General features: G+C 45.8%; 8 protein-coding genes and 1 pseudogene. 5 read left to right on the forward strand and 4 right to left on the reverse strand.

The annotated features are described in order from the left end of the window. Positions 1-54: 54 nt before the first annotated feature. Together CIK04_RS12410 and CIK04_RS12415 are read right to left on the reverse strand one after the other, a co-directional pair. A complete protein-coding gene (locus CIK04_RS12410) occupies positions 55-804 on the reverse strand; it encodes an IS5 family transposase (protein WP_097352502.1) in 750 nt (249 codons plus the stop codon). Positions 805-1,032: 228 nt separating this feature from the next. Then, on the reverse strand, positions 1,033-2,085 hold the full coding sequence (locus CIK04_RS12415) for a DUF1214 domain-containing protein (RefSeq protein ID WP_097352503.1): 1,053 nt from the start codon (positions 2,083-2,085) through the stop codon (positions 1,033-1,035). 347 nt (positions 2,086-2,432) lie between these two features. Between CIK04_RS12415 and CIK04_RS12420 the strand changes: the two are divergent. Next, positions 2,433-3,461: pseudogene (locus CIK04_RS12420) on the forward strand (IS630 family transposase). Between the two features lie 273 nt (positions 3,462-3,734). Beyond that, positions 3,735-4,469, forward strand: coding sequence for an RNA methyltransferase (locus CIK04_RS12425; protein WP_011151593.1), 735 nt, complete (start codon positions 3,735-3,737; stop codon positions 4,467-4,469). Between the two features lie 111 nt (positions 4,470-4,580). Here CIK04_RS12425 and fdxA read toward each other — a convergent pair whose 3' ends face one another. After that, on the reverse strand, positions 4,581-4,904 hold the full coding sequence (gene fdxA, locus CIK04_RS12430; RefSeq protein ID WP_011082218.1) for a ferredoxin FdxA: 324 nt from the start codon (positions 4,902-4,904) through the stop codon (positions 4,581-4,583). 288 nt (positions 4,905-5,192) lie between these two features. Between fdxA and CIK04_RS12435 the strand changes: the two genes are divergently transcribed. After that, a complete protein-coding gene (locus CIK04_RS12435; RefSeq protein ID WP_097352504.1) occupies positions 5,193-6,809 on the forward strand; it encodes an NAD(P)/FAD-dependent oxidoreductase in 1,617 nt (538 codons plus the stop codon). A gap of 145 nt (positions 6,810-6,954) precedes the next feature. Here the strand turns inward: CIK04_RS12435 and CIK04_RS12440 are convergent, their stop codons facing one another. After that, on the reverse strand, positions 6,955-7,674 hold the full coding sequence (locus CIK04_RS12440) for a GntR family transcriptional regulator (RefSeq protein ID WP_165387740.1): 720 nt from the start codon (positions 7,672-7,674) through the stop codon (positions 6,955-6,957). A 259-nt stretch (positions 7,675-7,933) separates the two neighbouring features. Between CIK04_RS12440 and mngA the strand changes: the two genes are divergently transcribed. Then, positions 7,934-9,874 (forward strand): PTS 2-O-a-mannosyl-D-glycerate transporter subunit IIABC, encoded by a 1,941-nt coding sequence (gene mngA / locus CIK04_RS12445; protein ID WP_038939173.1) that lies wholly within the window; start codon positions 7,934-7,936, stop codon positions 9,872-9,874. A gap of 126 nt (positions 9,875-10,000) precedes the next feature. Next, positions 10,001-12,655 carry a mannosylglycerate hydrolase gene (gene mngB / locus CIK04_RS12450; RefSeq protein ID WP_097352505.1) on the forward strand — a complete coding sequence of 885 codons (2,655 nt, stop codon included), beginning with the start codon at positions 10,001-10,003 and terminating at the stop codon, positions 12,653-12,655. Positions 12,656-12,666: the final 11 nt, after the last annotated feature.

Consider the following 12,666-nt stretch of genomic DNA (forward strand, 5'->3'; position numbering starts at 1 on the left):
TAAAGATATTGTAGAATAGCTTAGCGCGTGTTGAACTTTGCTGTACGTTTACGCTCAGAAATACATCGGTAGCCACATTGACATAAATGCCAGCGATACCATGCTAGCATAGTTCCTTTTTAACTTGTCATATCTGGTTGATATTGATCGATAAGACTTGATTTTAGCAAACGCATTTTCCACTAAATGACGATACTTATATAGACACCAATCCATACTTTCCTTGTCTATATCTTGCCCATAGTTGCGTTTAGCTATGACGGTTGTTCCACCTTTTAATTGGACAAAATGTCGTATGGGGTCACTATCATAGCCTTTGTCACAAACAATGGTATTCACTTCATCTAACTGTCCTACAAGGCTTTCAGCATGAACAATATCGTGTCGTTGACCCTCAGAAAGGTCAAAAAAGATAGGTAATCCACCACTGTCTACAGCTAGGTCGATCTTAGTTAAATTACCGCCGCGACTCTTTCCAATGCACTCGCTATCTGGTGTTGCCGCACCAGTACTATGCTGATGAGCACGGACAATTGAACCGTCTAGAAAGACCCATTCAAAATCAGCCATGTTAGATAAGTGATTGAAAAGTATTTTTAAAATGCCTTTTCTAGCCCAAAGATTGAGGCGTCTATAAACAGTACTCCACTCACCGAATTCAGGATGTAAATCTCTCCATGGCACGTCAGTTCTCATTCGAAACAGTACCCCTTCGAAAGTCATCCGATGCTCAGGTTTATTATAAAATCGGCCAGTATTCGTCATCACTTGAAGTAGCTTTTCCCATCGTTTATCAGTTAGCATTGTCTTGGCATGGTGAACTCAGTTGTGTTTGTTTTTGGCGAAATGATTATAACCTTCACCATGCCGTTCAAAAAATCATCACGAAAGATCAACAGACCCTAGTTATTTAAGGTAGTTTTTGGGTTAAAGAGTTTGAAGTCAGATGGGTTACTTTAGCGGTTAATATTTTTTATGTGATGTGGCTACCGTTAAAATTAAAGGTCACTTTTAGTGACCTTTAAGATTTTATTATTTTTCTTTTACGAATGGTAAAATTCGATAACCATCCCTGACCTTTTTACTAGGGATATAATGGCGGAATGCTAAATTAAATTCATTCGATTTATTTTCAGTTTCCAAGTTATTTAGTTCATCAGAGCCACATCCAAAGCTGACCGTGTAAGTGCCATCCGCGTTGCGCTCTGCAGTATTAGAGTTGATGTTGGCTACGTCATTGAACATGAAGCCTTGTTTGTCATAGACAGTTACAGACCAAAACGCTTGGTTTTGAGGGTCTTCAAATGTTGCTTGATAACACTTGTTGGTTGGGTAGTTGCCTGATACTTCATAAATGTTATCAACCATTTGTGCACCACCCCAACCAATAGCGGCTCCAACCGTATATTTTTCTTTGGTAAAGAGCTCCTTTGATGCATCGTTTGGAGCGGTAAACATGCCTACGATTGCCGATGCCCCTTCGCGTTTGAAAATGGCGGGCATTTTAGCTTTAAGAGCATTCTCTGTTTGTTCAAAAGAGGCTTTATTCACCTGTTCTGCAGTGAATTCTTTATCTGATCGCGCCGAGATGACCATCTTGTCTTGTATGGCGTTGGCTTCAGCTTTTGTAAACGTAGAGTCTAGGCGAACAGCAACGTAGAGGTGGTCGCCTTTCGTCGTGCTAAGCTCAAACGTGCCTGAGCCATATTGCATTGGTAAAATACGATGGTCTTCAGTGATACCTTGAAAAGACATGTATTTGCCTGTTGGTATCTCCGGTAGGGAAATCGTTGCTCCCTTCGATACATCTATTACCGCTAAGGAGTAATAAGTGTCTCTATTCATTCGCACCACATCTTGCTCGTCTAGAGGGGTTAGTTCACGCTTGTGGCGAAAATTGTTTACCCCTACAACTTCTTGGTTTTTTAAAAACTGACGAGCTGATTCGAGGGTTGGGTAGTTTTCTGGTGTCGTTATAATGCCATCCTGATCGAAGTAATCACTTACAGTAGTTACTTCCGCAGAAAATGTTGGAAGTGATAGAAGGCTGAGTCCAGCCGCGACGGAAATTACTATCTTTTTCATGTTGATTCCTAATAATTATTGGATTTTAAAATGGACTAAATAAGACGAGTTAACATTATTTTATTTTTTAATTTTATTGAAGTGATTAATACTGATAATTGATATTACTAATTTGCATAGGCTTTGTGCTGAGAAATCCCCTAATGATTTTGATAAAAATCAATAATCAGACAACAAGATGTGCGAACTTGATATTTTACACGACTTTCTTGGCTTTGTTGCGTAATTCGAGGGAACTAAATCAGACACCTACGATCTGATCGGCTAAGTAAGTTAATTGTCCTAAATATACCTGTGATCATTGAAGATGATTGATTTCTCATAAAATCAGGATCATGCTACGCACCATGAAAATAATACAGACTCCTCAACAGAAACAACAACTCGAAGATATGCACGATTCAACTCGTGATGGTCGAGTGCGTGACCGCATCAAAGCGGTTTTACTCGCGTCTGAAGGTTGGAGTCAGGCGATGATTTCTCAAGCTCTTCGTATTCACGAATCGACCGTTGCTCGTCATCTCAGTGATTATGTGCTCTCTGAAAAACTTAAGCCTGAAAATGGTGGTAGCCAAAGCCGACTTTCTGCTGGGCAAACCATGCAACTTATCGAACATCTGGCTGAGAAAACGTACTTTCATACTCACCAAATTGTCGCTTATGTACAAGCTGAGTTTGGTGTTCGTTATACCGTTGCTGGAATGAACAAGTGGCTACATCATCACGGCTTCTCATATAAGAAGCCGAAAGGTGTACCGCATAAGTTTAACCCAGAGATGCAGCAAGCCTTTATCGAACATTACAACGAGACGCTAAGAAACAGCGAAGACCCAGTGTTGTTCATGGACTCCGTTCATCCTACGCAGTCAACCAAACTCAGTTATGGCTGGATACGAAAAGGCCAAGACAAAGTGCTTGAGACAACTGGCAGCCGAACTCGTCTTAATATTATTGGTGCGTTACCGCTCCAAAATATTGGCGCAACGGTGACAGAAACGTATGACACGATAAACAGCGAGAGCATTGTGCGTTTCTTCTGGAAGCTCAAAAAGGAGCATTACCCGTTGGAGCAAAAAGTACACCTAGTACTTGATGGTGCCGCCTATCATCAGTCAGAAATGGTAAGAAATGCGGCAAAAGTGCTCAATATCGAGCTTCATTACTTACCCCCATACAGCCCAAACTTAAATCCAATCGAGCGGTTATGGAAAGTGATGAATGAGTATGTGAGGAACAATATTTACTTCTCCTCGAAGGCAGAATTTACAACGGCTATTAATTAATTTTTCAATGTAACGCTGCCAGAAGTTGCAGGCTCACTGGTATCCAGAATTACGGATAATTTTCAGATTTTGAAATCTGCATCTTCAAGTTGAAAGGGTATAGCAATGGCTCTCGTCTCATTTAGCGATTAGAAAGCGATGCAGGCCAACTCCCCGTGAATCTGCCACTCTCGGTTTGTTCCAACTAAAAGTCAAAAATCGAGCAACCGTTGGTAATCAAATGCGCCGAAATCGCTGGATAATAGCCATAAGCGCCATCATTCATCGCCCCATCTCCTGTTTTGTGTATGAGGACAACATGCCAATCCCCTTTAGCTCATCGCGGCTTTGCTCTATAATTCGCACGCTTTTATCTGGGACAATGCAATGATTTCAAAAAACCAACTAAAACTGCTTCGAGCTTTGGGGCAAAAGAAACAGCGCAAAGCGCTTGGCTTATTTCTGGTTCAAGGTGAAAAAAATGTCCTTGAGTTGGCCAACAGCACGCTCAAGGTGAAACAGGTTTTTGCCACGGCAGAGTTTCTACAGCAACATGCGGTTGAGCTGGCTGGTTATGAATGCATTGAAGCATCGCTGGATGATTTGACGAAGGCGAGCACGCTGGTGAGCAACAACGCGGCGATTGCGGTGGTGGAGATCCCAGCGATTGAAACGCCAAAAGCACAAGGTTTGATGATCGCCCTTGATGGCGTGTCTGACCCCGGCAACCTTGGCACCATCATCCGCGTGGCGGATTGGTACGGCATCAAACACATTATTGCCAGCAGCGATTGCGCTGATCCATACAACCCGAAAACCATCAGTGCCACCATGGGCAGCTTTGGCCGTGTGCAGGTGAGCTTGGTTGATTTGCCCAGTTACTTAGAGCAGGCAAACTTGCCAATTTACGGTGCGTTTCTCGAAGGGGAAAGTGTTCACAAAACGACGTTTTCAGCGCAAGGCATTTTGCTGATGGGCAGCGAATCTCACGGTGTTCGTGAACAAGCGTCAAAGTTCGTCACCGACAAGATCACCATTCCGGCGTTTGGTGGGGCAGAGTCGCTCAATGTGGCGATGGCAACGGGCATTATTCTCGACAATATTCGCCGTCAGCACAGTTAAGCGTATTGTTTTGCTGCTGTGAAATAGCAAAAAAGCGTCGTGGAATACGACGCTTTTTTATTGAATCCGTTTTTCTCGAATCTGCTTAACCCATCGACTCGGTGGGGAAATTTATCTTTCGAGCATGTCCAACTTGTTTGGCACGCCATTCCACTTTTCCGCTTCATCCATTGCTGGCTTCACTTCAGTTTGTACAGGCCAGAGCTCTGCCAATTCCGCGTTCAGCTCTTTGTAGATCACTTGATCTTCTGGCAGCTCATCTTCTTGGAAGATTGCCGCTGCGGCACACTCGTCCACACACAAACCACAATCGATGCACTCGATGGGGTTGATCACCATGAAGTTCGGCCCTTCGTGAAAGGCATCCGCCGGGCAAACGGCGACACAATCCGTGTATTTACATTGGATACAGTTATCAGTTACCACAAATGCCATGACATAGCGCTCTTTAGTTCTGTGAAACACATTCTTCAATGACACGTTGCGGTCAAAAATGAAGAAGGGGGATGATACTGATCCCAAGGCAAAATTCAACATTGGTGACGGCGATTGTTATGGTGAACTTTGCCTCGTTCTGGTTTTTAGTATGACCCAGTTCTGCTTTTTGTATGACATAGAAAGCAATTTCTCGTAAAATGCGCGCCATTGTGAGCTGCGCTGGTTGCTTTCCCTAAAAGGAAATGACTTAGCAAGGCTAAGACACCAACTGTAACGAGACATCCCATGATACGTTTAACTGAACTTCGACTTCCTCTCGACCATGAGGAAGGCGCGCTTCTCGAAGCCATTACCGCCAAGCTCGGCATTCCCGCAGAGCAGGTTCTTTCTTTTTCCATGTTTAGACGTGGTTACGATGCGCGTAAAAAGACCAATATCCAGTTGATCTACACGCTGGATATTGAAGTGGCGAACCAAGATAAGTTGTTGGCGAAGTTCAGTAAAGATCCCCATGTTCGTGAAACGCCGGACATGGAATACAAGTATGTTGCTCAAGCGCCAGCGAACCTCACTGAGCGCCCAATCGTGATTGGTTTTGGCCCTTGTGGCTTGTTTGCGGGCCTTGTGTTGGCGCAAATGGGTTTCAACCCAATCATTGTTGAACGTGGTAAAGAGGTGCGTGAGCGTACCAAAGATACCTTCGGTTTTTGGCGTAAGCGCACGCTGAATCCGGAGTCAAACGTACAGTTTGGTGAAGGCGGTGCGGGCACCTTTTCTGACGGTAAACTTTACAGCCAAGTGAAAGATCCTAATTTCTACGGCCGCAAAGTGATCACCGAGTTTGTTGCCGCAGGCGCACCAGAAGAGATCCTCTACGTGAGTAAGCCGCACATCGGTACCTTTAAGCTGGTTACGATGATCGAAAAAATGCGCGCGAAAATTCTTGAGCTCGGCGGTGAGATCCGCTTTAGCACGCGTGTTGACGATATCCATATGGAAGATGGCCAAATCACGGGTGTGACGCTGTCTAACGGTGAAGAGCTGAAATCTCGCCATGTGGTACTGGCCGTGGGTCACAGTGCGCGCGATACCTTTGAAATGCTGCACGATCGCGGCGTTTATATGGAAGCGAAGCCGTTCTCTGTCGGTTTCCGTATCGAGCACAAACAGTCGATGATCGACGAAGCGCGTTTTGGTTCAAACGCAGGCAATCCAATTCTCGGCGCGGCAGATTACAAACTGGTGCACCACTGTAAGAATGGCCGCACGGTTTACAGCTTCTGTATGTGTCCGGGTGGCACGGTAGTAGCGGCGACCTCTGAAGAAGGCCGCGTTGTGACAAACGGCATGAGCCAATATTCGCGTGCTGAGCGCAACGCCAACAGTGCGATTGTGGTGGGCATCTCTCCTGAGATTGATTACCCGGGCGATCCGCTGGCGGGTATCCGTTTCCAACGCGAGCTTGAATCTAATGCTTACCGTCTTGGTGGTGAAAACTACGACGCACCAGCACAGAAAATTGGTGACTTCTTAAAAGGTCGCGATCCAAGTGCCCTTGGTGACGTGGAGCCATCGTTCACGCCTGGTATCAAACTGACAGACCTTGAGAAGGCGTTGCCACCCTTCGCGATTGAAGCGATCCGTGAAGCGATTCCCGCGTTTGATCGCAAGATCAAAGGTTTTGCCTCTGAAGACGGTTTGCTGACTGGTGTGGAAACGCGTACCTCTTCTCCTGTGTGCATCAAGCGCGACAAAGAATACCAAAGCGTTAACCTCAAAGGTTTCTACCCAGCGGGTGAGGGTGCAGGTTATGCAGGCGGTATCCTCTCTGCGGGTATCGACGGCATCAAAGTGGCCGAAGCGGTGGCGCGTAGCATGGTTGCTCAGCTAGAAAATGCCTAAATAAAAAGAACATTGAACAAGGGCTCGCAAGAGCCCTTTTTTGATCCTCACGCATCGCTAGATCTCACTTTTCGGCGCGGTTTTTTGTGTTGTTCACACGTTTCTAGGGGCAACGATTAACATGTTATTTGATCTCGATAGACCATTAATGACGATTTCTCTTGGCAATTAAGGTGAACTTATATTCACTGGATTTAAAGTAATTACGACTGTATTCAAACACAGTATCGTCTTGGAGATGGCTACGAGTACGTTTTTCTATAATGGGTTGTGATGCATCAATGCCAAGTAAAATGGCGATCTCTTGTGGAGGGAGTACTGGAATGATCTCTTGTTCACTGCGATCGATAATTAACCCTTTATGCTTCTCTATGTAATCGTACTTTGACCCCTTCATGACTTGATACGTCAAGTCAGGAAACATTTCTGTCGGTAACCAAGTTTCTTCTACTGTAATGGGGTTATCATCGACATAACGGACACGCTTTACATAAAAAACTCTGTCTCCTTCATTGATCTGTAGTATTTCAGCCATGGATATCGAGGCACTGCGAATCTCAAAGGCTAGAACATCACTACGAATGATTGAATCCAAATGAGACCATTTTTCAGCAAAACTGCTTTGCTGGTAGATATCATAGTTAACTTTGTTTTCTTTTACGTAAGTGCCGCTGCCTTGCTTGCTTTCTAGCTCGCCGCTTTCAACGAGCAATTTAATCGCTTGGCGAACGGTCACGCGGCTAACGGAAAACTCTTCTCGTAATTGTGCCTCAGTGGGAAGGGCGTCACCGACTTTATATTCACCTGAGCTGATCTTGCCACGAATGGCATCTGCGATTTGTCGATACATAGGCAATCTTGCCATGGCTACCTCTCTTACACTGTTCCGATACGACTCAATTTGATGGAACAACACTTATATACGCTATAGTTAATCGTATCATACGAATTCGATTCAATATGACAAGCGGTTGTTTGATATAGCTTTAAATAAAGCAATACAACAATAATACATATTTTGATTCAAATGAGATCCAGATCGCGGATAATTTGTATTTAATAGGTATTATTGGTCTCATTGTTGTACGGACAACAATGAATAATGTGACAATGGGACAAACGTTATGAATCTGACTTCTCTAACCCACCCATCGCTGATTAACCTACAGACGACTTTTGCTAGTCGTGACGAAGCGATCCGTGCGCTGGCTGAACAATTAGAACAACAAGGCAAGCTGCACGATAAACAACAATACCTAGATGCGGTATTTGCCCGTGAAGAACAAGGACCAACCGCTTTAGGCGAAGGCCTGGCGGTACCTCATGGTAAAACAGATGCAGTAAAAGAAGCTGCCTTCGCGGTGGCGACACTAAAACAAGATTTAAAGTGGAAAGGCTTAGATGAAGATGAAGATGTGAATCTGATCTTCCTGATTGCTATTCCAAATGCTGAAGCAGGTTCTACTCACATGCACCTGCTTACCGAGCTAACAACAACGTTGGTTGATGACGATGTTCGTGAAGCGGTGCTGAATGCGACTACCACAGATGAACTTCTGGCGCTGTTCAATAAGCCTGACGAAGTTGTTGTTGAACAAGACAACTTAGATACAAGTGCGCCAACGGTTGTTTGTGTGACGGCATGTCCTGCTGGTATCGCTCACACTTATATGGCTGCAGAATACCTAGAAAAAGCGGGTAAGAAGCTTGGAATCAATGTTCATGTTGAAAAACAAGGTGCGAATGGTATTGAAGCTCGCTTAACGGCTGAGCAACTTAATAAAGCAGATGCTTGCGTATTTGCGGCAGAAGTCGCCATCAAAGAGCTAGAGCGATTTAACGGTATTCCTCGCGTTGAAGTGCCAGTTGCAGAGCCGATTAAACACGCTGAACGCATTCTTAATGAAGCGTTAGAAGCGGCAAAAAATGGTTCTGGTGCAGAGCGTGCCGTGGCGACGGATGCGCCGAAGAAACGTAACTCTTGGAAAACGGATGTAAAACAAGCGTTGCTTTCTGGTATTTCGTTTGCAGTGCCACTGATCGTGGCTGGTGGTACGGTGCTGGCGATTGCGGTTTTGCTTTCACGTATTAACCCAGAAATGCTTGCGCTTTATAACGAGGCGGGCAGTTGGTTGAACATGTACCGTAAGCTGGGTGGCGGTCTTCTTGGCGTGCTAATGGTGCCAGTGTTGGCTGCATACACGGCTTACTCATTGGCTGATAAACCGGCATTAGGACCAGGTTTCGCAGCAGGTCTTGCGGCGAACTTAATCGGCGCTGGTTTCCTCGGTGGTGTTGCTGGTGGTTTGCTAGCGGGCTACTTCATGCGTTGGGTGAAAGAGAATGTTCGTGTTAGCCCTGCCTTTAATGGTTTCTTGACCTTCTACCTCTACCCAGTACTCGGCACCTTGATTGTTGGTTCTTTGATGCTGTTTGTGGTGGGTAAACCTGTCGCATGGCTTAACCAAGGGCTGACAGATTTCCTTAATGGTCTATCTGGTACCAATGCCATCATCCTAGGTGCGGTAATCGGTCTGTTTGTATCGTCTGACCTTGGTGGTCCAATCAACAAAGCTGCATACCTGTTCTGTGTGGGTGCAATGGCGAACGGTAACTTTGCGCCCTATGCAATCTTTGCCTCCGTGAAAATGGTGTCGGCATTTACAGTGACATTCTCGACTATGCTTCGTCCACGTCTGTTTAAAGACTTCGAGATTGAGACGGGTAAGTCAACTTGGTTGTTGGGTCTTGCAGGTATCACTGAAGGTGCGATTCCTATGGCGATTGAGGATCCAGTACGCGTAATCGGTTCATTCCTAGTCGGCTCGGCAGTTTGTGGTGCCATCGTAGGTGCCGCGGGTATCGGTCTACAAGCGCCGGGTGCGGGTATCGTATCGCTATTCCTACTCGATTACAGCGCAGAAATTGGTGCATTCGGTGCCGGTGCAATCTGGCTGGGTGCTGCTCTCATTGGTACTGCAATTTCAACCACGATGCTTATCGGTTGGCGAGCTCACGCAGTTAAAAAGGGTCAATTTGACGCTCAGGCTGCGACTTCAAACTAACGCTAAATAGCACAGGGCACAGGTTGACTGTGCCCTGAACAAGTTAGTAACAAGATTTAATCCCCATATTTTCAAATTTCGGGCCTCTTTACTTAATTGGTAAATCGCTCAATAGGTAATACAGTTATGACAACATCTCGCGTTCATATAACTCCTCACATGCACTGGGATCGTGAATGGTATTTCACTACAGAAGAGTCTCGCATTCTGCTAGTGAACAACATGGAAGAAATCATGACTCGTCTGGAAAACGATCCAGACTACAAATACTACGTTCTAGACGGTCAAACCGCAGTTCTGGAAGATTACTTCGCAATCAAGCCAGAAAACAAAGAGCGCGTACGTGAGCTAGTACAAGCAGGCAAGCTGATTGTTGGCCCTTGGTACTCTCAAACGGATACAATGCAAGTATCTGGCGAATCTATCGTACGTAACATGCTTTACGGATTGCGCGATTGTCTAGCGCTAGGCGAGCCAATGAAGATTGGTTACCTGCCAGATTCATTCTCTATGAGCTCTCAGTTACCTGCTATCTACAACGGTTTTGGCATCAATCGCGCCATGTTCTGGCGTGGTTGTTCAGAGCGTCACGGCACAGATAAAACCGAGTTCTTGTGGCAATCAAACGATGGCAGCGAAGTCTCTGCGCAAGTATTGCCACTGGGCTACGCGATTGGTAAATACCTACCGCAAGACGAAGAAGGTCTGCGCGCACGTCTAGATAAGTACTTCCCAGTGCTAGAAAAACCGTCGGTAACCAAAGACATCCTGCTACCAAACGGTCACGACCAAATGCCTATCCAAAAAGACATCTTCGAGGTGATGGATAAGCTACGTGAAATCTACCCAGACAAAGAATTCAAAATGAGCCGCTTTGAAGAAGTGTTTGAGCGTATTGAAGCCGAGCGCGATCAGCTTGATACCATCAAAGGCGAGTTCAACGACGGTAAATACATGCGTGTTCACCGTACTATTTCTTCAACGCGTATGGACATTAAACTGATCCACGCCGAAGTAGAAAACAAGATCGTCAATATCCTTGAGCCATTAGCGTCTATCGCATGGACACTGGGCTTTGAATACCACCACGGTCTAATCGAGAAGATGTGGAAAGAGAGCATGAAGAACCATGCTCACGACTCGATTGGCTGCTGCTGCTCAGACAAAGTACACGCAGAGATCTTGAATCGTTACATCCTTGCGGACGACATGGCGACCAACCTGATCAACTTCTACAAACGTAAGATTGTTGACCACATGCCAGCGCGCGAAGGTTGCGACAAGCTAGCACTATTCAACCTATCGCCATATGCTCGTGAAGAAGTGATAAACACCACCATCACTATCCGTGCAGAACAGTTCAACCTGTTTGATGAAAACGGCACGCCAGTTGAGTACTTCATCCAAGATCAACGCGTAATCGATCCAGGTAAGATTGACCGTCAAATCGTTCACTACGGTAACTACGACCCGTTCATCGAATACGACATTCAAATCAAGCACACTGTGCCAGCGATGGGCTTCACTACCCTACACATTCAAGCGAATGAGAAAGGCACGCAAAAAGTGGCTGAGCAGAAAGCTTTCTCATATGAAAATAGCCAGCTGGAGAACGAATTCTACCGCATCAACGTAAATGCAAACGGCACTCTGAACATCTTCGACAAAGAGACAGAGCACCTTTACGAACAAGCACTGCGCATTGAAGACGGCTCTGACGATGGCGACGAATACGACTACTCACCTTCTCGTAAAGAGTGGCGACTCTACTCAGACGAATTTGATGCACAAGTGAATGTGAAGCACGAAGGTTTCCAATCTGTGGCAACCATCAAGCTGCGCATGAATTTGCCAGAGAACCTACAACAACGTGAAGAGCGCACAGGTCAAAACGGTTACCTAGACGTGAACTGCCAAGTGATTCTAAAACAAGGTACACGCCGTATTGAAGTTCGCATGGAGTTGGATAACCAAGCTGACGACCACCGCGTTCGCGTATTGATACCAACGCCGTTTGTGTCTGAGACCGTAGTAGCAGACAACCAGTTTGGTTTGATCACTCGCCCAACGAACGATCCAGAAATGGCGAATTGGGAAACAGATGGCTGGAAAGAAGCACCGGTGCCGGTTTACCAGTTAATGAACTTTGCCGCGGTTGAAAACGCACAAGGTGGTATGGCACTGATGAGCAACGGTCTGCGTGAGTTTGAAGTGATTTCAAGCCAAGGCAATGAAGAGCGTGACACATTCGCCCTAACCCTTCTACGTGGTATTGGCGTACTGGGTAAAGAAGAGTTGTTGCTTCGTCCAGGTCGTCCATCTGGTATCAAGATCCCGACGCCAGATTCACAAGTGCGCGGCAAGATCGTTTGTGAGTTTGCGCTATTCGGCTTCGCGGGCAACCACATCGAAGCAAACGTAATGGCAGCGGCTCGTGACAACGTGACTCCAATCCAGTGCTACAACAAGATCCCTTACAACGCGATGAAGCTGAACGTAGGCGAGCAAAACCTACCACTAACGCACAGCTTGCTAAACAAAACGCTTGAAGGCGCGGTACTGAGCGTACTGAAGAAAGCGGAAGACGAGGATGCACTCATCCTGCGCGTCTATAACCCATCAGAGAGCGAAGTGATTAACGATGCAGTGACGTTTACTTCAGAAGTAACGTCATGGAAAGAAACACAGCTAGACGAGAAAGTACTACCAAATGAGGTAGAAATGGCATCGTTTGGCACGCTGAAACCGTGTCAGGTTAAATCTTTCCAAGTGAAGTTCTAGAGCAGTCTCCG

The sequence above is a fragment of the Vibrio sp. 03_296 genome (genome assembly GCF_002265885.1).